Consider the following 24094-nt stretch of genomic DNA (forward strand, 5'->3'; position numbering starts at 1 on the left):
CCGGTGGGCACCCGGGCCCGCTGGGGGCACCGATCTCCGTGCAGTCCTGGGGTGGCGTGCAGGAGACGAGGACCAGCGGGGCGAGCATCAGCACGGCCGGCAGGAAACGGGTCCCCGCACGGCCGCGCATCGCATCAGCCCTTCACGGAGCCGGACATCAGCCCGGCGATGAAGTACTTCGAGAGGATCACGTACACCAGCAGCGTGGGGAGCGAGGCCAGCAGCGCGCCGGCCATCGAGACGCCGTAGTTGGTCAGCAGGGCGCCGTTGGCGATGTTGTTCAGCACCAGGGTGACCGGACCGTTGTTCGGGGTGGAGAAGAACACCGCGAACAGGAAGTCGTTCCAGGCGCTGGTGAACTGCCAGATCAGCACCACCACGAACCCGGGGATCGCCACCGGCAGCGCCACCGACCAGAAGGTGCGCAGCATCCCGGCGCCGTCCACCTTCGCGGCCTCCATCAGCTCATGGGGGACGGTCTCGAAGTAGTTGCGGAAGATCAGGGTGGTGATCGGGATGCCGAACACCACGTGCAGCAGGATCAGCGAGGGCACCCCGTTGGGGATCTGGAGGGCCAGCACCAGCTCCAGCAGCGGGATCATCACCGCCTGGTACGGCAGGAACATGCCGAACAGGATCAGGGTGAACACGATGTCGGCCCCGGGGAACCGCCAGCGGGAGAGCACGAAGCCGTTCAGGCAGCCCAGCACCGCGGAGATGATCGTGGAGGGCACCACCATCGAGACGGTGCGACCGATGGCGGGAGCGAGCTGCTCCCAGGCACTGGCCCAGTTCTCCATCGTCCAGGTGGTGGGCAGCAGCCAGGCGCGGGCCGGGGACGCATCGCCCACGCCCTTGAAGCTGGTCACGAACAGCACGTAGACGGGGATGAACACGAACACCACGCCGGCCAGCAGCAGCGCGTAGCGCAGGGTGCGGGCAAGGGCGCGCTTGCCCGGGTCCGGGGCGTTGCGCTTGCGGGGCGGGGTGGACGCGGCCTGAGGATTGCCGAGGCCCGCGGCGGGGGTTGCGGTGGTCATCGGCGGCGCTCCCGGCTCTGGTGGATGAGGTAGGGCACGATCAGCACGGCGATGACCAGCAGCAGGATGGTGCCCACGGCGGCGGCGTTGGCGTAGTCGTAGCTGGACTTGAACACGAACATGTCCACGGCCGGCACCTTGGTCTGGTAGTTCGCCGGCTTCGAGATCGACATGATCAGGTCGAAGGACTTCAGCGACATGTGCGCGATGATCACCAGGGCGCTCATCAGCACCGGGGTGAGCTGCGGGAAGATCACGTGGCGGTACATCTGCATCTCGGTGGCGCCGTCCACCCGGGCGGCCTCGCGCAGCTCGTCGGGCACCCCGCGGAAGCCGGCCAGGAACAGCGCCATCACGTAGCCGGACAGCTGCCACACCGCCGGCAGGGCGATCGCCAGGATGCCGAAGGTGATGTTGTTCCACCAGGGGTTCTGCAGGAAGTCCAGCCCTACCATCTGGAACAGGCGGTTCAGGCCCGAGGCGTTCTCGCCCTGGTTGGAGTTCAGCAGCCAGCGCCACACCACACCGGAGGCCACGAAGGAGATCGCCATCGGGAAGAGGTAGACGGTCTGGAAGAAGCGGCCACCGGCCAGGGGGCGCTCCAGCAGCCAGGCCCACACGAAGCCGATCGCCATCGCGCCCACCAGGAACGCCGCGGTGAACAGCAGCAGGTTCGTCATGGAGTGGCGGAACGCCTGGGTGGAGAACAGGTCGATGTAGTTCTGCAGGAACACGAACGCGACCGGCTGGCGGCCGTTGGCCTGCGCAGCGGTGTGGTTGTCGGTGGAGGCCATCCACAGGTTCTGCGCGATCAGCAGATACACGAAGACGCCGACGAGGATCAGCGACGGCGAGATGAGCAGGAGCGGTGGGCCGTATCGGCGCAGGCTCGCGGGCATGGGCACCTCTTGCGAGTTCGGCGGGGCGGTGGGTCGACGGGGGCACCCGGCGTGGTGCCGGATGCCCCCGTCGCCCGGATCAGCCCTGGTTGGCGTCGGCGGCGGCCTTGAGGGCTTCCTGGTAGCCCGCGAGGTCGGTGGCGCCGGTGGTGAACTGGCTGGTGGCATCCGCGATCGCGTTCAGCCAGGCCACAGAGGTGGCGGCGCCGTGCGCGATCGAGGAGCAGATGGCGTCCTCCGCGAAGGAGGTGACGGCGGTCTGCGCGTACTCGCTGAACTCCGCGGTGTCCACGTCGGTACGGGCCGGGATGGAGCCCTTGGCGAGGTTGAAGGCGAGCTGACCGTCGGTGGAGGCGATGGTCTCCAGCCAAGCCTTCGCGCCGTCGGGGTGCGGTGCACCCTCGGGCAGGGTGAAGGAGTCGGCCAGGAACCCGAAGATCTTCTCCTTGCCGGGCAGCTCGAAGGCCACGAAGTCGTCGCCCAGGGCCTGCTCGGCCTGCTCGAAGGCGGCCACGGCCCAGTCGCCCATGACGTTGTAGGCGGCGGTGCCGTCGATGATCTGCTGGGTGGCGTCCGGCCAGTCCAGTCCGTCACGGTCGGTGTTGGTGTAGCTCATCATCTGCTCGAACTTCTGCAGACCGGCGGTGACCTCCGGGGTGTCCCAGCCGGTGGAGCCGTCGAACAGGCCGTTGTAGACCTCGGCACCCAGCTCGGCCATCAGCACGGCCTCCAGCAGGTTCACCTGGGTCCAGGTGGTGCCCACTGACAGTGCGGTCACGCCGGCGCTCTTGAGGGTCTCCAGCTGCTCGAGGAACTCGTCCAGCGAGGCGGGCGGGGTGGCGGTGTCGATGCCGGCGTCGGTCAGGGCCTTGGTGGAGCCCCACACCACGTTGGAGCGGTGGATGTTCGAGGGGATCGAGTAGATCGCGTCGTCCACGGTGAGGCGCTCCACGAGGGAGTCGGGGAACGCGTCACGCAGGCCGAACTCGTCGAACAGGTTCGCCACGTCGGTGATCTGACCGGCGTCGATGTAGTCGTTGAGCTCGGCACCGGCGTGGGCCTGGAAGGTGTCCGGCGGATCGCCGGCCTGCAGGCGGGACTGCAGCATGTCCTTGGCGGCGGAACCGGCGCCGCCGGCCACCGCGCCGTTGACGAACTCGACATCGGGGTGCTGCTCCTTGAACACCTCGACCAGGGCGTCGAGCCCGGCCTTCTCCGAGCCCTGCGCCCACCAGGTGAAGACCTCGACGGAGCCGCCGCCACCTCCACCGCTGCCGCCGGAGCCGCCGTTGTCATCGCCGCCACAGGCGGCCAGGGTCCCGGCGGCCGCGACCGCACCGGGGAGAGCGAGAACATACCTGCGCTTGATCAACTGAACGTTCTCCTTCGAACCGCCGCGGCCTCGGTGCACGCGGACTTCCGTCGTTGTCCCGCACATCGTCCCACCGTTGGGCACTCCGAACTGCGCTATTGCGCGATTGTGATCGAATCGTTCCCGAATCCAAGCGAATCCACCATCACGCCGGGTTGATGGCGAGACTGATGGGTGGGCCGATGGTGGGCCGCGCAGCGCGCCTCACAGATCGATCGACACCTCCGCGCCCTGCTTGGCGGATGCGTAGCAGGCATCGAGGATCCGTGCCCGGCGCAGGGCCTCAAGGCCCACGTGCTGCCCGGGCTCGCCGGTGCGCACCTTCTCCAGGAAGTTCGCGACGGCCGCGGCGTGCTTGCCGTGCTCGCCCACCTCGGGGCGCAGCTCGGCTGGCATGCCCTGCACCTCGGTCCACACGTTCAGACGCTGATAGGGGTCGCGGGGGTTGCCGCCCCACTCCACGCTGGCCCCGCCCTCGGAGCCGTACAGGGTCACGTACACCTGGTCGTAGGGGATCCACTGGGCCCAGCTGGTCTCCAGCAGCAGGGTGCCGCCGTCCTCCATGCGCAGGAAGGCGGAGGCGAGGTCCTCCACCTCGAAGGGCATGTCCTCCACCACGCTGGAGACCCCGAATCCGCTGCCCCCGCGACCGCGGGGTCCGAACTGGGCATGGGTGGAGGCGGAGACGGCGGTGACCTGCGGCTCCCCCATCAGGTGCAGCGACATGTCCAGCATGTGCACGCCGATGTCCATCAACGCTCCACCACCGGCACTGGCGGCGCTCGTGAACCAGGTGCCCATGCCGGGGATGCCCTTGCGGCGCAGCCATCCGGTCTTGGCGTAGTAGATCTCCCCCAGCACCCCGGACTCGACCACCTCGCGCAGGGAGGTGACGTCACCGCGCTGGCGGTGGTTGAAGGCGATGTCCAGCACCTTCCCGGTGCGACGGGCCGCCTCGACCATGGTGGCGGCCGCCTCCCCGGTCTCGGCCATCGGCTTCTCGCACAGCACGTTCACCCCGGCCTCCAGTGCCTGCACGGTCATCGGGGCGTGCAGGAAGGTGGGGGTGGCGATGGAGACCACGTCCAGCTGCTCCTCGGTGAGCATGGTGGTGTAGTCCGGGTAGCGGCCCGCGACATCGTGCTGATCGCCCAGCTGATCCAGCAGGTGCTGCTCCTTCCCGGAGATCGCCACCAGCTCCACCGCGGGATCAGCGGCGTAGGCGTCGATGTGCTGCTGGCCGGCCCAGCCCAGTCCGATCACCCCGGCCCGCAGGACGCTCCCGGTCTGCGAGTCGGTGGCACGGCCGGTTCCGGCGGGGTCAGCACCGGCAGGGTCAGCACCGGCAGGGTTCGTCGCGGTCATGGGGGTGCTCCTCGGTGGTGCGTGGTCGCGGTCGTTCAATCCAGACTAGGGGCGCGGGCAGGGGCTGCGCTGCCGTCGCCACGTGTCGGATCCAGAAGGGCCAGTGGGTCCTCGCGCAGTCTCGCCAGTGCCAGCTCGATAGCGCCGTGCACCACCACCTCGGGGCCGTGCTCGCTGGCGATCACCACCGTCTCCACGCCCAGCAGACTCCAGAAGATCGCTACGTGCCGCTCGGGATCCCCTGCGGCGACGGTCGATGCCGGGCCGTGGGTCCTCCCACCGGCTCGGGCGACTACCAGTCCGTTCCCTGCCGGCCGTGCGACCGCACACCACTGAGGCTGCCCTGCATGGCCGTCCCAGGGATACCGGGCTCTCAGGGCCGTGCGTCGAGGGTGACCGTGATCTCCTGGGCCTCACCGTCGCGGATGATGTCGAGGGTGACCTCGGTGCCCACCGGCCGTTCACGGATCTGCGCGATCAGCGAGAGGGCGGAGTCCACGGCCTCGTCGTCGATCGCGAGGATGCCATCGCCCTCCTGCAGGCCGGCCTGCGCTGCGGGGCCGTCGGGTGCCACGTTCGCGACACCTGCGGCCCACCGCTGGGCCCCGTCGACCTCGACGATCACGTCGCCCACACCCACGCCCAGGTAGGCGTGCTGGACGGTGCCTTTCTCCAGGATCTGGTCAACCACGGACCGCATCTGCCGTGAGGTGATCGCGAAGCCGATGCCGATGTTGCCGGATTCGGGGCCGAGTGCGGCGATCGAGGAGTTGATGCCCACCAGCTGGCCGTTCGCGTCGACCAGGGCGCCCCCGGAGTTGCCGGGGTTGATCGCGGCGCTGGTCTGGATGGCGTTGGTGACCACGGGCTCCTGCGCCTCCGACGCCGACGGTTCAGCGCTGCCAGCCGTCACGGGACGATCCAGCGCGCTGACGATGCCGGTGGTGACCGTGCCGGACAGTCCCAGCGGGTTACCCACGGCCATCACGGGTTCGCCGACCACCAATTCGTCGGAATCGGCGACCTCGATCGGGGTCAGGTCTGCGGGAGCATCGGCGATCTCCAGGACCGCGAGGTCGCTGGCCTGATCGCTGCCCAGCACGGACGCCTCGAAGACCCGCTCGTCAGCGAGCGTCACCAGGATCTGCCCGCCCTCGGTGGCCCCGGCGATGACGTGGTGGTTGGTGACCACGTGGCCCTGCTCGTCGATGATCACGCCGGATCCGGCGCCACCGCCCTGCGAGGTGCGCACCGAGATCGAGACCACGCTCGGTGCGACCTGCGCTGCCGTGGCAGACCAGTCCCCGCCCGCCGATGCCGCGACGGCAGCCGGCTCAGAGGCCGGTTCGGAGGCGGAGGAGGCAGGCGATGCATCGGGGGCAGCGGGACCGGTGTCCGCGCCTGTGCACCCCGCCAATGCCAGGGCCACACAGGATGCCAGGACCAGTGGTGCAGCGGTGCCTCTCACCCGTCGGATCGTCCTGATCGTGCTCGGCCGCGTGATCCTCATCCCTGATCTACCCCTCTCATAGACAGCGCAGCGGCGCACGATGCGCCGCGACGGCGAAAGAGGTGGACCGCCGGCGCCTCTTCGCAAGACACCGGCGATCTCCCCCTACGGGAAGCATCCCACCGCATAGTCTCTGCCAACTGTAAGGGATGCGAAAGCCTCCTGGGAGACGGACGGTGAACCGCTCAGATCTCCTCGAGTGCCTCCGGGGTCTCCGGCAGGATCTGTCCGCCATCCACCACGATGCCTTGCCCGGTGATGTACCGGGCGCCGTCCGAGGCGAGGAAGGCGACGGTCGCACCGATGTCCTCCGGCTCACCGAGGTAGCCGGCAGGCACGGACCGTGCCATCTGGTCCAGGTAGTCCTGCCCCAGCTCCTTCAGACCCGGGGTCAGGATGTTGCCGGGCAGCACAGCATTGATCGTGATGCCCCTGCGTGCCAGTTCGATCGCGGCGGAGCGCACGAACCCCATCTGCGCGGCCTTGGTGGCCCCGTAGTGGGACCACGCCGGGAAGCCCGTGTAGTTGCCGGTGATCGAACTGGTCACCACGATGCGACCGCGCCCCGATGCCTCCAGTGCGGGGATCGCCGCCTGGACGGCGTGGATGGTGCCCTTGACGTTGATGTCGAAGATCAGATCAATGTCCTCGTCGGTCATCGTCTCGATGCGGGCCTGCGGGTACACCCCTGCGTTGGAGGCCAGCACGGAGAGTCCTCCGAGCTCGTCGGCCGCTCGGGCGATCACCTCGTCGCACGCCGCGCGATCACGCACGTCGAGCACGTAGGCGGTGAAGCCGTCCTCCCTTGCCTGGGAGCATTCGTCCTCGGTGAGGCCGGTGACGATGACCTGGGCGCCGTGGTCGCGGAGCTGGCGTGCGATGCCGGCGCCGATGCCGACGGTCCCTCCGGTCACCAGGGCGGTGCGGGAATCAAGCAGTGCGGTCACGGAGATCCACTCCTCGGTCGAGATCAGAGTCCTGGCTCGCCGACCGTGGTTCGACGGCCGCTTCCACTGTAGTTCGGCAAGCGGGCCCCGGGCCGGGACCTGCGATGGGCCCCGGAGCAGGTCAGCGCTGCAGGACGGCTGACCGGCGCATTGAGGCACCGCCGCGGAGGATCAGCTAGTTGGATTCCGCAGGCTCTGACGCGCCGCGGGCGTGGCTGATAGGTCCCGTCTATGCCACCCGTGAGCGGCCCTCCCCCACACAGGCACGCGGCCCAGCTGAGTATTCGTAGTCGTGGGAGCCACCGAATCTTGCTCTTGGGGACCGCCGATCGTGCCGACGGGGGCCAGTAGCCGCCGCGGTGGGGACCACTGGCTCCCGCCGGCATCGGGTCACTGGGGCAGTGCGGTGTGTTCTCGCATGTTCCTGTCGCCGGTGTCGATCCAGATTGTGTTGTGCACGATGCGGTCCATGATCGCATCGGCGTGGACTGCTCCACCGAGCCGGGCGTGCCAGTCCTTCTTCGGGTACTGGGTGCAGAACACGGTCGAGCCGGTGTCATAGCGGCGCTCGAGCAGTTCCAGCAGCATCGAACGCATTCCCTCGTCAGGATGGTCCAGCAGCCACTCGTCGATCACCAGCAGCGAGAACGTGGAGTACTTCCGCAGGAACTTCGTCTGGCCCTGCGGCTTGTCCTTTGCCAGGGCCCAGGCCTCTTCGAGGTCGGGCATTCGGATGTAGTGGGCTCGGAGCCGGTGCTGGCAGGCCTGCTTCGCCAGCGCGCAGCCGAGGTAGGACTTCCCTGAGCCGGTGAAGCCCTGGAAGACCACGTTCTGTTGCCGCTGGATGAAGGAGCAGGTTGCCAGTTGCGCGATCACGTTCCGGTTCAGTCCCCGTTCCTCGACCAGATCCAGCCGCCGCAGGTCCGCTCCGGGATAACGCAGCCCCGCCCGGCGGATCAGACCCTCGACCTTTCCATGATTGAAGATGGAATGCGCCTCGTCCACGATCAGCTGGAGCCGTTCCTGGAACGACATCCCCAGCACGTGAGCCTCATCCTGGGCATCGATCGCGTCCAGCAGCGCGGTCGCGCCCATCTCGCGCAGCTTCCGCTTCGTGTCGTTATCGATCACGCTCACCGGACACCTCCGGCGTAGTAGTCGGCGCCACGGACGTATCCGCCGTCTTCCGCGGGTTCCTCGCGGGGTGGACGCAGGGCGGCGACCTTGTCCTGCCCGGTGGCCAAGATCGGGTGCAGATGCGCATAGCGCGGTGAACGGACCCGTCCCGTCAGCGCGAGTGCGCAGGCCGCCTCGACCCGATCTACGGAGAAGCGGCGAGAGAGCCGTAGCACCGCCAACGCGGGATCCAGGCCCTGTTCCACGATCGGCACGGACTCGAAGATCCGCTGGATCACGATCACCGTGGCCGGCCCGACCCGATCTGCCCACGCCCGCACCCTCTGCGCGTCCCAGGCCTGGAAACGCTCGCCCGCAGGTAGGTCCGCGTCGTTGGTGCGGTACTCATTGCTCGCGGTCTCCGGGAGCAGCAGGTGACTGGTCAGTCGCTGGCTGCCCTGATAGATCTCCAGCGTCCGGGCCGTGATGCGCAGATCGACCTTCGCGCCGATGTGCGCGAACGGCGCGGAGTAGAAGTTCCGCGCGAACGTGACGTGCCCGTTCCTGCCCACTCGTCGTCCGTAGTGCCATGTCGAGATCTCGTAGGGCACCGCCGGCAGCGGCGTCAGCAGCGGCCGCTCCTCCGCGTCGAACACGCTGGCGCGGGATCCGGGCCGCTTCTGGAACGGCTCCGCGTTATAGGCCTCCATCCGCTGCCCGATGGCGGCTGCAAGTTCGGGCAGGGACGTGAATCGCTGATCCCGCAGCCCGGCGATGACCCAGGTCGCGACGTGCGCGACGGTGTTCTCCACGCTCGCCTTGTCTTTCGGTTTCCGCACCCTCCCCGGGAGCACCGCCGCCGAGTAATGCGCTGCCATCTCGCGATACGCATCGTTCAGGACGATCTCGCCCTCGCGGGGGTGCTTCACCACACCGGTCTTGAGGTTGTCCGGAACGATCCTCGGGACCGTCCCGCCCAGCGCCTCGAACATCGCTACGTGCGCTCGCAGCCAGGACTCCTGGCGCATATCCAGCGCCGGGAAGCAGAACGCGTAACGAGAAAAAGGCAGGCAGGCAACGAACAAGAACACCTTCGAGACCTCGCCGGTGACCGGATCGGCCAGCTCCATCGTGGGGCCGGACCAGTCGACCTCCACGCTCTGGCCGGCCTTGTGACCGACTCTCGAAGCGGCACCGGTGACCATGACGTGGTGCTGGTAGGTGCGGCAAAACCGGTCATACCCCATCGCCGGATCCCCAGCCGCCGTGGTCGCGTCGAAGTACTCGCCGTGCAACAGCTTCAGCGTCACGCCGACCCTGGCCATCTCTCGATGGACCTGTTCCCAGTCCGGCTGTGCGAACACGCTCTCGTGCTCGCCCCGGCCCGGGAACAACCGGGCATACACCTGCTCATCGGCGACGTCCGCGATATCGCCCCACCCGATCCCTGCAGCGTCAGCGGCCTCGAACACCGCCCTCACGGACTTGCGGGACATGCCCTGCGAGGACGAAATCGCTCGCCCCGACAGACCTTCTGCGCGCAGCTGGAGCACCAGCTTCGCCCTGATCTTCCGTACCATTCCAGATTGCTCCTTCCGCCGCGTGCCCTATACACACGGCGGAAGGAGCGTAGACAGAGCGGCCCCAACGACACCACTGGTGGTCCCGAACGACGCCACCGCTACGGCAGCGACGTGGCACCCGAACCCTCGATCAGCGGACCCCAGCGAGGCGAATATTCAGCCCAGCCGATGATCCGGTGCGTGCTGCCGCGTTCGCAGGGGTCGGGCTGGGGCTCGGCCCAGCCCTGAGGGGTAGGGGTCAACCATGGGGTCATGGGGAGAGGGTAGGAGCGGGGGCCGACATGCCTGCGCTACCCGAAGCGCGACGGACACCATCGCGTTGCTGTCAGCGCTGCTGTCAAGAGGTGTTCGAGACGAGTCGGCATCTGTTCCTTGGGGATGGTGTCTCCAGAAGCCCTAGTCACACGTGCGCTCGGCTTTCCTCAACCTTGGACTGGAATGTCGAGTGGCTCGCGGGACAGCAAGCTGCCGATGAGCTCCTCGATGCGGGTGCGGATCTCGTCGCGCACCGGGCGGACTTCCGCGACGCCCTTGCCGGCTGGGTCCTCGAGTTTCCTGTCCTCGTACCGCTTGCCGGTGTAGTAGGGGCAGGCGTCGCCGCATCCCATGGTGATGACCACGTCGGAGGCCTGGACGGATTCGGGGGTGAGGACCTTCGGCTTCTGGTGGGAGATCTCGATGCCGACCTCCGCTATGGCCTCCACCGCTGCGGGGTTGATCGAGTCGGCGGGCGCAGACCCGGCGGAGCGGACCTCGATGCGGTCCCCGGCGAGCTCCCTCAGCCACCCGGCTGCCATCTGGGATCGACCGGCGTTGTGGACACAGACGAACAAGACGCTGGGGCGAGCGGTCATGGGAGCCTCCCGACCGGGGGTGAGGTTCAGGCGATGTCGAGGAACGCGCGGAGTTCGGCAAAGGCGGACGGGACGACGGAGTAGTGGGCCCAGCGGCCCTTCTGCTCGCGCGTGAGCAGGCCGGCGTCGACAAGCTTCTTCATGTGGTGGCTGACGGTGGGCTGACTGATGCCGAGCGGCTCGGTGAGATCGCACGCGCAGACCGACTCACAGCCCTGGGCGGCGACGTGGGAGAGGAGCCGGAGGCGTGTGGGGTCGGACAGCGCCTTGAACAGGGAGGCGATCCTCTCGGCGTCGACGGTGTCGACCGGACCTGCGGACAGCGAGCAGCACTCCTCAGAGCCGATCCTCGCCGTGAATCCGGTGGCTGTGGCGTCGGTCGTCGTGGACATGCCCTCACCTTACATTGACAGTCATCGATGTGGGGCATAGCGTACGCATCGATAACCGTCGATGGAAGGAACATGGCCCTGATGAGTACGACCACCAAGGATGTGGAGCAGCCGCGCGTAATGGAGGAGATGTCCTTCCTCGATCGCTGGCTCCCGGTATGGATCCTGGCCGCCATGGCCGTGGGGCTCCTCCTGGGGCGGTTCGTCCCCGGCCTGAACACCGCACTGGAGGCGGTAAAGATCGGATCCGTGTCCCTCCCCATCGCGATCGGACTGCTGGTGATGATGTACCCGGTCCTGGCGAAGGTCCGCTACGACGAGACCCGCAGAATCGGAGCTGACCGACGCCTGCTGGTGACCTCCCTGGTGCTGAACTGGCTCGTCGGACCGGCACTCATGTTCGGCCTCGCGTGGATCTTCCTTGCCGACCTGCCGGAGTACCGGACCGGCCTGATCATCGTGGGCCTCGCGCGCTGCATCGCGATGGTGCTCATCTGGAACGACCTCGCCTGCGGCGACCGCGAAGCTGCCGCCGTGCTGGTCGCGATCAACTCCGTCTTCCAGGTGATCGCCTTCGGTGCCCTGGGCTGGTTCTACCTCCAGGCGCTGCCGTCGTGGCTAGGGCTGCCGACCACGTCGGCCGAATTCTCGATCGGCGCGATCGTCCTCAGCGTGCTGATCTTCCTCGGGATCCCCCTGGTCGCCGGCTTCCTGACCCGCATCCTCGGGGAGAAGGCGAAGGGTCGGGCCTGGTACGAGGAGCGGTTCCTCCCGAAGATCGGCCCGTGGGCGCTGTACGGGCTGCTTTTCACCATCGTGCTGCTGTTCGCTCTCCAAGGCGACGCGATCCTCTCCGCCCCGGGTGAATATTCGCCTCGCTGGGGTCCGCTGATCGAGGGTTCGGGTGCCACGTCGCTGCCGTAGCGGTGGCGTCGTTCGGGACCACCAGTGGTGTCGTTGGGGCCGCTCTGTCTACGCTCCTTCCGCCGTGTGTATAGGGCACGCGGCGGAAGGAGCAATCTGGAATGGTACGGAAGATCAGGGCGAAGCTGGTGCTCCAGCTGCGCGCAGAAGGTCTGTCGGGGCGAGCGATTTCGTCCTCGCAGGGCATGTCCCGCAAGTCCGTGAGGGCGGTGTTCGAGGCCGCTGACGCTGCAGGGATCGGGTGGGGCGATATCGCGGACGTCGCCGATGAGCAGGTGTATGCCCGGTTGTTCCCGGGCCGGGGCGAGCACGAGAGCGTGTTCGCACAGCCGGACTGGGAACAGGTCCATCGAGAGATGGCCAGGGTCGGCGTGACGCTGAAGCTGTTGCACGGCGAGTACTTCGACGCGACCACGGCGGCTGGGGATCCGGCGATGGGGTATGACCGGTTTTGCCGCACCTACCAGCACCACGTCATGGTCACCGGTGCCGCTTCGAGAGTCGGTCACAAGGCCGGCCAGAGCGTGGAGGTCGACTGGTCCGGCCCCACGATGGAGCTGGCCGATCCGGTCACCGGCGAGGTCTCGAAGGTGTTCTTGTTCGTTGCCTGCCTGCCTTTTTCTCGTTACGCGTTCTGCTTCCCGGCGCTGGATATGCGCCAGGAGTCCTGGCTGCGAGCGCACGTAGCGATGTTCGAGGCGCTGGGCGGGACGGTCCCGAGGATCGTTCCGGACAACCTCAAGACCGGTGTGGTGAAGCACCCCCGCGAGGGCGAGATCGTCCTGAACGATGCGTATCGCGAGATGGCAGCGCATTACTCGGCGGCGGTGCTCCCGGGGAGGGTGCGGAAACCGAAAGACAAGGCGAGCGTGGAGAACACCGTCGCGCACGTCGCGACCTGGGTCATCGCCGGGCTGCGGGATCAGCGATTCACGTCCCTGCCCGAACTTGCAGCCGCCATCGGGCAGCGGATGGAGGCCTATAACGCGGAGCCGTTCCAGAAGCGGCCCGGATCCCGCGCCAGCGTGTTCGACGCGGAGGAGCGGCCGCTGCTGACGCCGCTGCCGGCGGTGCCCTACGAGATCTCGACATGGCACTACGGACGACGAGTGGGCAGGAACGGGCACGTCACGTTCGCGCGGAACTTCTACTCCGCGCCGTTCGCGCACATCGGCGCGAAGGTCGATCTGCGCATCACGGCCCGGACGCTGGAGATCTATCAGGGCAGCCAGCGACTGACCAGTCACCTGCTGCTCCCGGAGACCGCGAGCAATGAGTACCGCACCAACGACGCGGACCTACCTGCGGGCGAGCGTTTCCAGGCCTGGGACGCGCAGAGGGTGCGGGCGTGGGCAGATCGGGTCGGGCCGGCCACGGTGATCGTGATCCAGCGGATCTTCGAGTCCGTGCCGATCGTGGAACAGGGCCTGGATCCCGCGTTGGCGGTGCTACGGCTCTCTCGCCGCTTCTCCGTAGATCGGGTCGAGGCGGCCTGCGCACTCGCGCTGACGGGACGGGTCCGTTCACCGCGCTATGCGCATCTGCACCCGATCTTGGCCACCGGGCAGGACAAGGTCGCCGCCCTGCGTCCACCCCGCGAGGAACCCGCGGAAGACGGCGGATACGTCCGTGGCGCCGACTACTACGCCGGAGGTGTCCGGTGAGCGTGATCGATAACGACACGAAGCGGAAGCTGCGCGAGATGGGCGCGACCGCGCTGCTGGACGCGATCGATGCCCAGGATGAGGCTCACGTGCTGGGGATGTCGTTCCAGGAACGGCTCCAGCTGATCGTGGACGAGGCGCATTCCATCTTCAATCATGGAAAGGTCGAGGGTCTGATCCGCCGGGCGGGGCTGCGTTATCCCGGAGCGGACCTGCGGCGGCTGGATCTGGTCGAGGAACGGGGACTGAACCGGAACGTGATCGCGCAACTGGCAACCTGCTCCTTCATCCAGCGGCAACAGAACGTGGTCTTCCAGGGCTTCACCGGCTCAGGGAAGTCCTACCTCGGCTGCGCGCTGGCGAAGCAGGCCTGCCAGCACCGGCTCCGAGCCCACTACATCCGAATGCCCGACCTCGAAGAGGCCTGGGCCCTGGCAAAGGACAAGCCGCAGGGCCAGACGAAGTTCCTGCGGAAGTACTCCACGTTCTCGCTGCTGGTGATCGACGAGTGGCTGCTGGACCATCCTGACGAGGGAATGCGTTCGATGCTGCTGGAACTGCTCGAGCGCCGCTATGACACCGGCTCGACCGTGTTCTGCACCCAGTACCCGAAGAAGGACTGGCACGCCCGGCTCGGTGGAGCAGTCCACGCCGATGCGATCATGGACCGCATCGTGCACAACACAATCTGGATCGACACCGGCGACAGGAACATGCGAGAACACACCGCACTGCCCCAGTGACCCGATGCCGGCGGGAGCCAGTGGTCCCCACCGCGGCGGCTACTGGCCCCCGTCGGCACGATCGGCGGTCCCCAAGAGCAAGATTCGGTGGCTCCCACGACTACGAATACTCAGTGCTTGGCTCGCTCCCGGTCGCGGTGGTTGCCGTCGCAGTAGATCCGCACGAATAACGCAAGGGTGCGCAGGTCGCGGCGCACGGACTCGTCCTGGACCATGCGCAGGTAGCGCGGGCTGGGGCCGCGACGCCGTGGAGCAGGCAGCGTCCGCGGCCGCGGCCCGGCCGTAGATGTCTCCGCGTCAGGGCTGACCAGGGGAGCTGCGCTGAGCGGGGCGTCGGTCATCGCTACACCGTAGTCCACTTTGCTGACGTTCTCGGGTCGAACGTCACTGCGTGCCGTCGGGGCCCGGAGTCAGCGCAGGGCTGTTGTCGCAGGGCGCGGGGAGCCCACTCGAGCGGCTTGACCGCGGTGTGCACAGTGGCCTGCTCGATGGCGTAGTACGACAAGCGTTCATCGGGGACCTTGGTCCTCCCGGCGCCGGTTTCGTCGGACCCTGAACCACTACACCTGGGGGTGTCGGCGTGTTGCGACCCCAACATGTTGTGGTCGATTCCTACGGTGGCAGAGCCGCGGCGCACACCACACACCCGCAGCATTGCGCGCAACCCGTGCCCACACCCGCAGCATTGCGCGCAACCCGTGCCCACACCCGTGCACCGCGCCCCGTCCCGAAGGAGAGAGCCCATGACCGCGTCCCCGAAGCAACCCGCCCCGATCGAGCCTACCGAGCCCGGCGCGGCCCCCGTCGGCCGCCGCATGATCGATCCGGTCGCCACCGTCACCGAGTACGTGGACCGCTCCGACTGGCGCGTCAACGCCAACGCCAACCAGGGCTACTCCGTGGGCGGGCTGGTGCTCAACGCCGCGGGCAAGATGATCGCCAACTACTGGCTGGACGAGGTGTTCAGCGCCGAGGCCGGCCGCGCCCACCGCGAGGGCGACATCCACATCCACGACCTGGACATGCTCACCGGGTACTGCGCCGGCTGGTCGCTGCGGCGTCTGCTGGAGGAGGGCTTCAACGGAGTGCCCGGAGCCATCTCCGCCAGGCCTGCCCGCCACTTCTCCTCCGCCTGCGGGCAGATCGTCAACTTCCTGGGAACTCTGCAGAACGAGTGGGCCGGCGCCCAGGCCTTCAGCTCCTTCGACACCTACATGGCGCCGTTCGTGCGGCTGGATGCCATGACCTACGAGCAGGTGCTGCAGTGCATGCAGGAGCTGATCTACAACCTCAACGTGCCCAGCCGTTGGGGGTCGCAGTGCCCCTTCACGAACCTCACCTTCGACTGGACCTGCCCCGAGGACCTCCGCGATCAGCAGCCCCTGATCGGCGAGGAGCTGTGCGACTTCACCTATGGCGAGCTGCAGCACGAGATGGATCTGGTCAACCGCGCCTACATCGAGGTGATGACCGAGGGCGACGCCGATGGTCGTGCCTTTACCTTCCCCATCCCCACCTACAACATCACCAAGGACTTCGACTGGGAGGCGGAGAACACCGAGCGCCTGTTCGCGATGACCGCGAAGTACGGCCTGCCCTACTTCCAGAACTTCATCAACTCCGACCTGGACCCCGGGATGATCCGCTCGATGTGCTGCCGCCTGCAGCTGGACCTGCGCGAACTGCTCAAGCGCGGCAACGGCCTGTTCGGCTCCGCCGAGCTCACCGGCTCCATCGGCGTGGTCACGGTGAACATGGCCCGTCTGGGCTACCTGTACGCAGGGGACCGCAACGGCCTGCTCACCGAGCTGGATCGCCTGCTGGAGGTCGGCAAGGACACCCTGGAGAAGCGCCGCGCCACCGTGCAGGAGCTGATCGACGGCGGTCTGTACCCGTACACCAAGCGGTACATGGGCCACCTCGGCAACCACTTCTCCACCCTCGGGGTCAACGGCATGAACGAGATGGTCCGCAACTTCACCGGGGATGCACACGACCTGATGGACGAGGACGGTCAGCGCATGTGCGTGGAGATCCTGGACCACGTGCGCGAGACGATGGTGCGGTTCCAGGAGGAGACCGGGAACCTGTATAACCTGGAGGCCACCCCCGCCGAGGGCGCCACCTACCGATTCGCCAAGGAGGACCGGGCCCGCTTCCCCGGCATCCTCACCGCCGGCACCGTGCAGAACCCCTACTACACCAACTCCTCGCAGATCCCGGTGGGCGCCACCGAGGACCCCTTCGAGGCGCTCGAGCTGCAGGAGGAGCTGCAGAGCAAGTACACCGGCGGCACCGTGCTGCACCTGTACATGAACGAGGCGATGAGCTCGGCGACCACCTGCCGGGAACTCGTGCGCAGAGCACTGACCCGGTTCCACCTGCCGTACCTGACCATCACCCCCACCTTCTCGATCTGCCCCAGCCACGGCTACCTCACCGGCGAGCACCACCAGTGCGAGCGCTGTGGTGAAGCCTGCGAGGTGTGGACCCGTGTGATGGGCTACTTCCGGCCCGTGGCCTCCTTCAACATCGGCAAGAAGGGCGAGTACGCCGAGCGCACCTTCTTCACCGAGCAGGCCTCCGGCGTAGGCGGCTGCCAGGAGGCGGCCGACGGGCCCGCTGCGGCGGCCGACGAGCCCGCGGCCGCAACCGACCGCCCAGGGGCTGAGATCACCCCGGTGACGGCGTGAGCCCTCTGGCCAGCCTGACGGCACCGGACCTGCGCATCGCAGGTCTGGTGCCGCTGTCCACCGTGGACTGGCCCGGCCGCCTGGTGGCCACGGTGTTCTGCCAGGGCTGCCCCTGGCGCTGCACCTACTGCCACAACGCCGCGATCCTGGATCCCCACGCCCCTGGCGCCGTGCCCTTCGATGAGCTGGGTCGGCTCCTGGAGCGACGACGAGGCCTGCTGGACGGCGTGGTGTTCAGCGGGGGAGAGGCCACCATGCAGCACGCTGTGGTGCCTGCCGCCCGGGCCGTTCGCGAACGCGGCTTCGCCGTCGGGCTGCACACCGGCGGGGCATTCCCCACCCGGATGCAGGCCCTGCTCGGGGTCGACACCGACGGGCGCCGCGTCGGCTCACCGCTGGTGGACTGGGTGGGGTTCGACGTGAAGGCCGCGCCGGCCGGCTACACGGACCTGGTGGGACGGGCCGGTGCCTGGCAGCGAAGTGCAAGGTCCCTCCAGCTCCTGCTGGCCTCCGGTGTGGACCACGAACTGCGGATGACGGTCACCCCGCAGCTGATCGACCAGGTACCCACGGTGATCGAGACCGTCGGCCGCGCCGGCGGCACCCACCTGGTGCTGCAGAAGGCTCGGGCCGACGGTGCCGACAGCGGCTTCGCCACGCAGCTGGCGGCGGTACCGGACTGGGCGGAGCGATTCGACGCTGCCGCGCACAGAACACGGCAGCTCGGAGCGCAGCAGGGCCTTGAGGTCACGGTCCGAGCGTGATGGGACCGTGACCAGCAGCAGCGCCGGTCCGGAAAAGGGCAGTCCTAGGATGACCGTGACGGGGTCCCCCGTCAGCGAATTCTGGCCCGTCCCTGTTCCCCTGCCCGTTTGGAGTCGTCATGGATGACCTCGTCCTCAACTGGGAACTCGGCACAGCCGGGCTGCTGATCGTGGCAGTCTCGGCCATCGCCGTACTTCTCATCCTCATCATGGCCTTCAAGGTCCATGCATTCCTCGCCCTGATGATCACCTCGATCGGAACGGCCCTGGCTGCGGGCATCGCCCCGGCCAGCGTGCTGCCCGCCCTCGCCTTCGGCTTCAACACGACCCTGGGCAACGTCATGCTGCTGGTCGCACTCGGCGCGATGCTGGGCAGGATGATCGAGACCTCCGGCGGCGCCCAGGTGCTCGCCGACCGGATGATCGACCTGGTCGGCGAGAAGCGGGCCGGCTTCGGCCTGTCCCTGGCCAGCCTGCTGATGGGCTTCCCCATCTTCTTCGACGCCGGCCTGGTGGTCATGATGCCCATCATCTACGCCGTGGCCCGACGGGTCGGCGGCTCCTTCCTGTCCATCGCGCTGCCCTCGGCGGTGGCTTTCAGCGCCATGCACATCTTCGCCCCGCCGCATCCCGGCCCGGTGGCCGCCTCGGGCATCGTCGGTGCTGACATCGGCCTGGTGATGCTGGTGGGTCTCGTGTTCGCTGTCATCATCTGGTACCTGGTGGGCGCGCTGCTGGCACCCCGCCTGGGCATGCGCTTCGACATCCCGGTGCCGGACATCCTCGAGGGCGACAAGGACGAGATGGGCTTCTCCTCCAGCCCCCGCGTCCCCACCATCATCGGCCTGCTGCTGCTGCCGTTGATCCTCATCCTGCTGAACACCGGTCTGAACACCATCGGTTCGACCCGTCCGGACAAGGACGCGTTCCTGGCCGACGGCGTGGTCTCGACCCTGCGCCTGCTGGGTGAGACCCCGATCGCCCTGCTGATCACCGTGATCGTCTCGATGTTCGTGCTGGGCTGGGGTGCCGGCAAGAAGGGCACCCTGATCGAGAAGGTGGCTGATTCAGCCCTGGGGCCGATCTGCTCGGTGGTGCTGGTGACCGGCGCCGGCGGCATGTTCGGCGGTGTGCTGCGCGTGACCGGGATCGGGGACGCGGTGGCGGATTCGCTGAACAACGTCGGCCTGCCGGTGATCGTGGCGGCCTACCTGATCGCCCAGATCGTGCGCCTGGCACAGGGCTCGGCCACCGTGGCTCTGACCACCGCGGCCTCCCTGATGGCCGGCGTGATCGCCGCCAGCGACTTCAGCCCCCTGCAGGTGGTCGCGATCGTGATGGCGATGTCGGCCGGCTCGGTGGGCTTCTCCCACGTCAACGACTCCGGCTTCTGGCTGGTCAGCAGGTTCTTCGGGATGGACATGAAGCAGACCCTGGCCACCTGGACTCTCATTCAGGGCGCGATGGCCATCGTCGGCTTCATCCTGTCCTACATCCTCTACGGCGTCGCCTCGGCGATCGGCTGAGCCCCTGCCTGCGCCGCCGCATCCTGCTTCCCGTAGGTGAGGCGGCGCAGCAGACGCTCAGCTGGGCCTCGCATGTCCTTCGATGCCATCCATCCGGCGATCAGCACCGAGATCAGCCACACCCCCAGTGCCAGCGCGGTCGAGGCGGTGGTGGACAGGTGCTGTCCCAGGCCGAAGCCCCAGGCGGCCAGCAGGGGAGCGAAGATGATCGACTGGAACAGGTAGAAGGTGAGCGAACGCTGCCCCACTGCGGCGATGGCGCGCACTGGGGCACTCACCTGCCGTGTCACCGGTGTCACCGGTGATGCCGGGGCCCCATAGGAGCGTGAGGCCACCAGAGCGGACCGGGCATCGGGGGAGAGGCCACGCTTGCGCACGGCCGGTTCGGGGGCCTTGGCGGGCGCGGCGGTTCTGCTCGTCGCGGGACGGGTGCGTCCCTCCAGGTGCGCTGCCAGCAGCCCGAAGGCCGCGGCGTACCCCAGCCCGCAGGCCACACCGGAGATCATCTCGGTTCCCATGAATGTCCAGAACAGTGCTTCGGGCAGTTCCAGGATCCCCATCAGCCCGAGGATCCTCGTCAGGCCGCCGATCCAGCCGATCGTTATCCCGATGGCCGCGGTCAGGCGCAGCAGGCGCATGTGGTTCCAGGGCTCGTCGAGCACGCGGTGCCGCGCCGCCAGCCAGCCGAGCATGATCGACACCGGCACTGCGAAGCCGAGGGCCGTGGCCGGCAGGCTGAAGGCCCACATCCCCACCCGGAGACCGGCGGCGAGCAGGTAGTTCGACTCCCCGTGGGCGATGTCGCGGAAGGCGGCCATCGAGAAGCTCGCACCGCTGGCATCCATGGCCTCCAGGATGTCCGGCTGGCTGGACAGGTACAGGCCGCTGACCGTGGAGCCCAGGGAGTACAGGGCGAACAGGGCCGTCGCCGCGCTGATCCAGATCAGCAGGGTGCGATCGCGCCGTCCGAAGAAGATCCACACCAGCAGCAGCCCGGCGATCGCGTAGGCCCCCAGGATGTCGCCGAGGAACAGCAGCAGGGCGTGCAGGAACCCCAGCAGCAGCATCGCCCAATGGCGGCGACGCAGCATGCGCCGCACGGTGCGGTGCTCGAGGCCGCGATCGATGCGGGAGCGGAAGAACTGCACCATGCCGTACCCGAACAGGAAGGCGAACAGCGGGAAGCTGCGGCCGTCCACCCCCAGGCCCATCACCACCTGGATCGCCGTGTCCAGGGCATTGCGGGCCGGCACGTGGATTCCGAACGCCCCGGACTCCTGGCCCCACAAAAACCAGGGCACGTTCGCCATCGCGATCAGGGCGAGCATCAGGCCGCGCGCGAGATCGGGCGCGAGGGAACGAGGTGGACGTGCCTGCGTATCGGGGCAGCCCTCGCGGATACGAGGGCGTGCGGGGACCGGTTCGGTGGCGCTCACGATGATCGACCCTCTCGGCTCGTGGGGCTGTGGTTCGACCGTAACCGCCTCGCTGCCGGCGCGCACCCCGACGAAGGTCGCCGCTCCTGGCGGGTGGTGGCGCGGTGGTGGCGCGTCCCACCGTGGGGAACCGGATGCCGCGGTCCCTTTGGGCACCGCCTCTGCCTAGACTGGCAGGCATCCGAACCCGACCCCTGAAGGAGCAAGTGAGGCAGCGGTGAACGACCACCTGAAGACGTCTGTCCAGGCGATCAACTGGAACCGGATCCCCGATCCCAAGGACCAGGAGGTATGGGACCGCCTGACCGGCAACTTCTGGCTGCCGGAGAAGGTGCCGCTGTCCAACGACATCCCCTCCTGGGGCCGTCTGACCGAGCAGGAGCAGACCCTGGTGATGCGGGTGTTCACCGGCCTCACCCTGCTGGACACCGTCCAGGGCACCGTCGGCGCCGTCTCCCTCATCCCCGATGCGGTCACCCCGCACGAGGAGGCGGTGTACACCAACATCGCGTTCATGGAGTCGGTGCACGCGAAGTCCTACAGCCAGATCTTCTCGACCCTCTCGAGCACCAAGCAGATCGACGAGGCCTTCCGCTGGAGCGAGTTCAACGAGCCGCTGCAGAAGAAGGCCAAGATCGTCATGAGCTACTACCAGGGCGATGACCCGGAGAAGCGCAAGGTGGCCTCCACCCTGCTGGAGTCCTTCCTGTTCTACTCCGGCTTCTACCTGCCCATGCACTACTCCAGCCACGGCGAGCTCACCAACACCGCCGACATCATCCGGCTGATCATCCGTGACGAGGCCGTGCACGGCTACTACATCGGCTACAAGTTCCAGAAGGCACTGGAGAAGGCCTCGCCCGAGCGTCGTGCCGAGATGAAGGACTACACCTTCTCGCTGCTCATGGAGCTGTACGACAACGAGGAGGAGTACACCGAGGATCTCTACGACCCGGTGGGCTGGACCGAGGAGGTCAAGACCTTCCTGCGGTACAACGCCAACAAGGCGCTGATGAACCTGGGCTACGAGGGCCTGTTCCCCTCCGAGGCCACCGAGGTGAACCCGGCGATCCTTGCCTCGCTGTCGCCGAACGCGGATGAGAACCACGACTTCTTCTCCGGCTCCGGCTCCAGCTACGTGATGGGCAAGGCTGTGGAGACCGAGGACGACGACTGGGACTTCTGAACCGGCCGTGCCAGGGAGTGTGCGGGCTAAAGGTGTTGTAAAGCCCACCTTCGGATATGCACAACTTCTTCGCGCACCCGGCACGCGCAAAGTGTCACAAAGCGGGGCGAATCGGTCACCAGTACGCCGGAACTCCTGTACTTCTGACCGCTAGGTCGGCCGCGTGTTCCACCATGCGAGCGTCATCTGGGGCAGAATGGTCGCCGTAGTCCCTGATCCCTTCCCCTGATTGGAGAAAAACAATGGGTCTTCTCTGGGCCATCATTTCCTGGATCATCATCGGTGCCATCATCGGCCTGATCGCTCGCGCCATCATGCCGGGCAAGCAGTCGATGGGCCTCGGCCTGACCATCGTCCTGGGCGTCATCGGCGCCATCGTCGGTGGCTTCCTCGGCGGCCTGTTCGGTGGTGACGGCATCTCCGGCATCATGAACAACCCGTGGAGCATCGGCACCATCCTGCTCGCCGTCATCGGCGCGCTGATCGTCATGGTCATCTACGGCCTGGCCACCGGCAGCCGCAACCGCGTGTGATCCACATGCGCTTCGCCTGACACGTCAGGCACACATCGCCGCAGCGCCGTCCCCGACTCAGGTCGGGGGCGGCGCTGTTCTTCTGCACGCGTCGGTCAGGCCATGGGCACGTCCGCATCGCGGCGGCCTGCCTCGGTGACGCGTACGCGGCCGGAGGACCAGCGGGCCACATCGGCCGCGAAGTCCTCGAGCAGCGGCGGGTCCAGCAGCACGTCCAGCCGGGCGAGCCGGGAGGTGTACTCGGTGGGCTCCGCCTTTGCGCCGTGGGCGCCGGCCCACACCCGTACCGCGTTCTCGGCGATGCCCACCTCAGCCAGCGGCACCTCCAGGCGCGCCACCACGAGCTCCGTGCGCCGCAGCAGGGTCGCGGCCGCCACGGCCTGCTCCACCCCGGCGGTGTAGGCGCGCAGCAGACCCCCCGCCCCCAGCTTCACCCCACCGAAGTAGCGGATCACCACCGCCAGGGTGTCGGTGAGATCAGCGTGCAGCAGCGCTTGCAGCATCGGCATGCCGGCGGTCCCGGAGGGCTCCCCGTCATCGCTGGAGCGGTGCACAGGAGCGGCTGTGCCCGTGGCGCCGATGACCAGGGCAGTGCAGTGATGGCGTGCATCAGGGTGATCGGTGCGCGCGGCGCGGATGCGCTCCTCGGCCTGCTCGACCGAGGTGACGCGGTGCAAGCGGGTGAGGAAGCGGGAGCGACGCTCGACCAGTTCGGTCTCGACGTCGGCGGCGAGTACGAACAGATCGGACATACGGAAAGTCTAGGCGCGTTGCCGTGCGGGAACCGGTTCGAGCGCGACGGCGCGGGGGGGGGTGACAGGGGATACGCTGAGCGCGGCCGCAGCTTCGACCCGGGAGGTCCCGATGTCCACGTCCCAGCCCGCACCTCAGCCCCACTCCGACCCAGCGCCCGGCTTCGCTCCGGAGTTCGGCTCCGCCCCCGCGCCCCGGAAGAAGTCCAAGGGACCGGCGATCCTCATGGTCCTGGGTGGCATCATCCTGCTGCTCAGCCTGATCATCGGCACGATCCTCACCGTGGTCGGTGTGGGTAATACCGCCGACGGTCTGAGCGAGATCGAGCAGCTGCCCGGCGGCAGCGGCAGCATCACCGCGGAGGAGGGGGACGTGCTCCAGCTGTACGCGCCCGAGGGAACCACCGCCACCTGCACCATCATGACTCCGGACGGGGCTGAGCCCGGCCCGGGCACCAACCAGTCCAGCAGCACCACCATCGACGGCGCCACCTGGGTCTCCTTCGACTCCTTCGAGGCCACCGCTACCGGCGAGCACCAGATCGACTGCGACAGCCCCCAGGTGGCCGTGGGCCCGCCCGTCTCCCTTGGCGGGATCTTCGGCGCCATCGGCGGGATCCTGCTGGGCATCGGCGGCGGCATCCTGGGCTTCCTGCTGCTGCTGGCCGGCCTGATCTGGTGGCTGGTCACCCGCAAGAAGGACTGACGTCCATCGAGCCGCCGTTCTTCACCTGGCTGGCACCCCCAGCGCGAGCGAGCGCTCGTACGTGCTGCGGCCGCGCCGGTCCGGCCACT

At 67.8% G+C, this 24094-nt stretch carries 22 protein-coding genes and 1 pseudogene; 9 read left to right on the top strand and 14 right to left on the bottom strand.

Translation table 11 applies throughout. The annotated features are described in order from the left end of the window. Positions 1-134 precede the first annotated feature (134 nt). The 11 genes from JOD52_RS12800 to JOD52_RS12850 form a co-directional block, all read right to left on the bottom strand. Complete coding sequence (locus tag JOD52_RS12800) at positions 135-1040, bottom strand: carbohydrate ABC transporter permease (RefSeq protein ID WP_204410366.1); 906 nt, start codon at positions 1038-1040, stop codon at positions 135-137. Beyond that, positions 1037-1939 carry a carbohydrate ABC transporter permease gene (locus JOD52_RS12805; protein WP_204410368.1) on the bottom strand — a complete coding sequence of 301 codons (903 nt, stop codon included), beginning with the start codon at positions 1937-1939 and terminating at the stop codon, positions 1037-1039. The genes JOD52_RS12800 and JOD52_RS12805 overlap by 4 nt, the downstream gene beginning before the upstream one ends. Before the next feature lie 79 nt (positions 1940-2018). Then, the gene (locus JOD52_RS12810; protein WP_204410371.1) at positions 2019-3311 is read right to left on the bottom strand and encodes an ABC transporter substrate-binding protein; all 1293 of its coding nucleotides are present in this window, start codon (positions 3309-3311) and stop codon (positions 2019-2021) included. Positions 3312-3515: 204 nt separating this feature from the next. After that, the gene (locus tag JOD52_RS12815) at positions 3516-4676 is read right to left on the bottom strand and encodes a Gfo/Idh/MocA family protein (RefSeq protein ID WP_239551897.1); all 1161 of its coding nucleotides are present in this window, start codon (positions 4674-4676) and stop codon (positions 3516-3518) included. Positions 4677-5049: 373 nt separating this feature from the next. Continuing rightward, the gene (locus JOD52_RS12820) at positions 5050-6186 is read right to left on the bottom strand and encodes a S1C family serine protease (RefSeq protein WP_239551898.1); all 1137 of its coding nucleotides are present in this window, start codon (positions 6184-6186) and stop codon (positions 5050-5052) included. A 185-nt stretch (positions 6187-6371) separates the two neighbouring features. Then, positions 6372-7133 (bottom strand): 3-oxoacyl-ACP reductase FabG, encoded by a 762-nt coding sequence (gene fabG / locus JOD52_RS12825; protein ID WP_204410375.1) that lies wholly within the window; start codon positions 7131-7133, stop codon positions 6372-6374. A gap of 390 nt (positions 7134-7523) precedes the next feature. After that, positions 7524-8270, bottom strand: a complete 747-nt coding sequence (locus JOD52_RS12830) for an ATP-binding protein (RefSeq protein ID WP_338124028.1) — start codon at positions 8268-8270, stop codon at positions 7524-7526. Further along, positions 8267-9829: an IS21 family transposase gene (gene istA / locus JOD52_RS12835; RefSeq protein WP_204408388.1), complete on the bottom strand. Its 1563-nt coding sequence runs from the start codon at positions 9827-9829 to the stop codon at positions 8267-8269. The genes JOD52_RS12830 and istA (JOD52_RS12835) overlap by 4 nt, the downstream gene beginning before the upstream one ends. Before the next feature lie 101 nt (positions 9830-9930). Beyond that, a complete protein-coding gene (locus JOD52_RS12840) occupies positions 9931-10086 on the bottom strand; it encodes a hypothetical protein (protein ID WP_204410377.1) in 156 nt (51 codons plus the stop codon). Between the two features lie 168 nt (positions 10087-10254). Further along, complete coding sequence (locus JOD52_RS12845) at positions 10255-10686, bottom strand: arsenate reductase ArsC (protein ID WP_204410379.1); 432 nt, start codon at positions 10684-10686, stop codon at positions 10255-10257. Positions 10687-10712: 26 nt separating this feature from the next. Then, positions 10713-11078: an ArsR/SmtB family transcription factor gene (locus JOD52_RS12850; RefSeq protein ID WP_204410380.1), complete on the bottom strand. Its 366-nt coding sequence runs from the start codon at positions 11076-11078 to the stop codon at positions 10713-10715. 81 nt (positions 11079-11159) lie between these two features. Between JOD52_RS12850 and arsB the strand changes: the two are divergent. From arsB to JOD52_RS12865, 3 genes and pseudogenes are all read left to right on the top strand, one after another. After that, positions 11160-11972 (top strand): annotated as a pseudogene (arsB, locus tag JOD52_RS12855) (ACR3 family arsenite efflux transporter); the annotation flags it as partial. A gap of 131 nt (positions 11973-12103) precedes the next feature. After that, complete coding sequence (gene istA / locus JOD52_RS12860; protein WP_204408388.1) at positions 12104-13666, top strand: IS21 family transposase; 1563 nt, start codon at positions 12104-12106, stop codon at positions 13664-13666. Continuing rightward, the gene (locus tag JOD52_RS12865) at positions 13663-14409 is read left to right on the top strand and encodes an ATP-binding protein (RefSeq protein WP_338124028.1); all 747 of its coding nucleotides are present in this window, start codon (positions 13663-13665) and stop codon (positions 14407-14409) included. Before istA (JOD52_RS12860) ends, JOD52_RS12865 begins: the two co-directional genes overlap by 4 nt. Positions 14410-14519: 110 nt before the next feature. On the opposite strand, the gene JOD52_RS12870 is transcribed toward JOD52_RS12865, so the two are convergent. Next, the gene (locus tag JOD52_RS12870; protein ID WP_204410382.1) at positions 14520-14750 is read right to left on the bottom strand and encodes a hypothetical protein; all 231 of its coding nucleotides are present in this window, start codon (positions 14748-14750) and stop codon (positions 14520-14522) included. A gap of 474 nt (positions 14751-15224) precedes the next feature. Here JOD52_RS12870 and JOD52_RS12875 point away from each other — a divergent pair, with 474 nt between their 5' ends. From JOD52_RS12875 to JOD52_RS12885, 3 genes are all read left to right on the top strand, one after another. Continuing rightward, the gene (locus JOD52_RS12875) at positions 15225-17102 is read left to right on the top strand and encodes a ribonucleoside triphosphate reductase (RefSeq protein WP_239552374.1); all 1878 of its coding nucleotides are present in this window, start codon (positions 15225-15227) and stop codon (positions 17100-17102) included. Then, positions 17099-17866 carry an anaerobic ribonucleoside-triphosphate reductase activating protein gene (locus JOD52_RS12880; protein WP_338074823.1) on the top strand — a complete coding sequence of 256 codons (768 nt, stop codon included), beginning with the start codon at positions 17099-17101 and terminating at the stop codon, positions 17864-17866. The genes JOD52_RS12875 and JOD52_RS12880 overlap by 4 nt, the downstream gene beginning before the upstream one ends. A 119-nt stretch (positions 17867-17985) precedes the next feature. Next, positions 17986-19392 carry a GntP family permease gene (locus tag JOD52_RS12885; RefSeq protein WP_204410384.1) on the top strand — a complete coding sequence of 469 codons (1407 nt, stop codon included), beginning with the start codon at positions 17986-17988 and terminating at the stop codon, positions 19390-19392. Here the strand turns inward: JOD52_RS12885 and JOD52_RS12890 are convergent. After that, the gene (locus tag JOD52_RS12890; protein WP_204410386.1) at positions 19365-20828 is read right to left on the bottom strand and encodes a DUF418 domain-containing protein; all 1464 of its coding nucleotides are present in this window, start codon (positions 20826-20828) and stop codon (positions 19365-19367) included. The two genes, JOD52_RS12885 and JOD52_RS12890, sit on opposite strands and share 28 nt — an antisense overlap. Positions 20829-21045: 217 nt before the next feature. Here JOD52_RS12890 and nrdF point away from each other — a divergent pair, with 217 nt between their 5' ends. Both nrdF and JOD52_RS12900 read left to right on the top strand, forming a co-directional pair. Further along, a complete protein-coding gene (gene nrdF / locus JOD52_RS12895; RefSeq protein WP_204410388.1) occupies positions 21046-22014 on the top strand; it encodes a class 1b ribonucleoside-diphosphate reductase subunit beta in 969 nt (322 codons plus the stop codon). 242 nt (positions 22015-22256) lie between these two features. Beyond that, positions 22257-22547: a GlsB/YeaQ/YmgE family stress response membrane protein gene (locus JOD52_RS12900; protein ID WP_204410390.1), complete on the top strand. Its 291-nt coding sequence runs from the start codon at positions 22257-22259 to the stop codon at positions 22545-22547. A gap of 95 nt (positions 22548-22642) precedes the next feature. Here the strand turns inward: JOD52_RS12900 and JOD52_RS12905 are convergent, their stop codons facing one another. Next, on the bottom strand, positions 22643-23299 hold the full coding sequence (locus JOD52_RS12905; RefSeq protein ID WP_204410392.1) for an IMPACT family protein: 657 nt from the start codon (positions 23297-23299) through the stop codon (positions 22643-22645). 112 nt (positions 23300-23411) lie between these two features. On the opposite strand from JOD52_RS12905, the gene JOD52_RS12910 reads away from it, so the two are divergent. Then, on the top strand, positions 23412-24005 hold the full coding sequence (locus JOD52_RS12910) for a hypothetical protein (protein WP_204410393.1): 594 nt from the start codon (positions 23412-23414) through the stop codon (positions 24003-24005). The last annotated feature ends 89 nt before the right edge of the window (positions 24006-24094 follow it).

The sequence above is a fragment of the Brachybacterium muris genome (assembly GCF_016907455.1).
Classification (GTDB): Bacteria; Actinomycetota; Actinomycetes; order Actinomycetales; family Dermabacteraceae; genus Brachybacterium; species Brachybacterium muris.

What these genes read in the sequence shown, in the direction of transcription:
- JOD52_RS12800 (WP_204410366.1), bottom strand. Translation starts at nt 1,040, where the DNA reads ATGACCACCGCAACCCCCGCCGCGGGCCTCGGCAATCCTCAGGCCGCG.
- JOD52_RS12805 (WP_204410368.1), bottom strand. Translation starts at nt 1,939, where the DNA reads ATGCCCGCGAGCCTGCGCCGATACGGCCCACCGCTCCTGCTCATCTCG.
- JOD52_RS12815 (WP_239551897.1), bottom strand. Translation starts at nt 4,676, where the DNA reads ATGACCGCGACGAACCCTGCCGGTGCTGACCCTGCCGGTGCTGACCCC.
- JOD52_RS12820 (WP_239551898.1), bottom strand. Translation starts at nt 6,186, where the DNA reads ATGAGGATCACGCGGCCGAGCACGATCAGGACGATCCGACGGGTGAGA.
- istA (WP_204408388.1), bottom strand. Translation starts at nt 9,829, where the DNA reads ATGGTACGGAAGATCAGGGCGAAGCTGGTGCTCCAGCTGCGCGCAGAA.
- JOD52_RS12840 (WP_204410377.1), bottom strand. Translation starts at nt 10,086, where the DNA reads ATGACCCCATGGTTGACCCCTACCCCTCAGGGCTGGGCCGAGCCCCAG.
- JOD52_RS12845 (WP_204410379.1), bottom strand. Translation starts at nt 10,686, where the DNA reads ATGACCGCTCGCCCCAGCGTCTTGTTCGTCTGTGTCCACAACGCCGGT.
- JOD52_RS12850 (WP_204410380.1), bottom strand. Translation starts at nt 11,078, where the DNA reads ATGTCCACGACGACCGACGCCACAGCCACCGGATTCACGGCGAGGATC.
- istA (WP_204408388.1), top strand. Translation starts at nt 12,104, where the DNA reads ATGGTACGGAAGATCAGGGCGAAGCTGGTGCTCCAGCTGCGCGCAGAA.
- JOD52_RS12870 (WP_204410382.1), bottom strand. Translation starts at nt 14,750, where the DNA reads ATGACCGACGCCCCGCTCAGCGCAGCTCCCCTGGTCAGCCCTGACGCG.
- JOD52_RS12875 (WP_239552374.1), top strand. Translation starts at nt 15,225, where the DNA reads ATGATCGATCCGGTCGCCACCGTCACCGAGTACGTGGACCGCTCCGAC.
- JOD52_RS12885 (WP_204410384.1), top strand. Translation starts at nt 17,986, where the DNA reads ATGGATGACCTCGTCCTCAACTGGGAACTCGGCACAGCCGGGCTGCTG.
- JOD52_RS12900 (WP_204410390.1), top strand. Translation starts at nt 22,257, where the DNA reads ATGGGTCTTCTCTGGGCCATCATTTCCTGGATCATCATCGGTGCCATC.
- JOD52_RS12905 (WP_204410392.1), bottom strand. Translation starts at nt 23,299, where the DNA reads ATGTCCGATCTGTTCGTACTCGCCGCCGACGTCGAGACCGAACTGGTC.
- JOD52_RS12910 (WP_204410393.1), top strand. Translation starts at nt 23,412, where the DNA reads ATGTCCACGTCCCAGCCCGCACCTCAGCCCCACTCCGACCCAGCGCCC.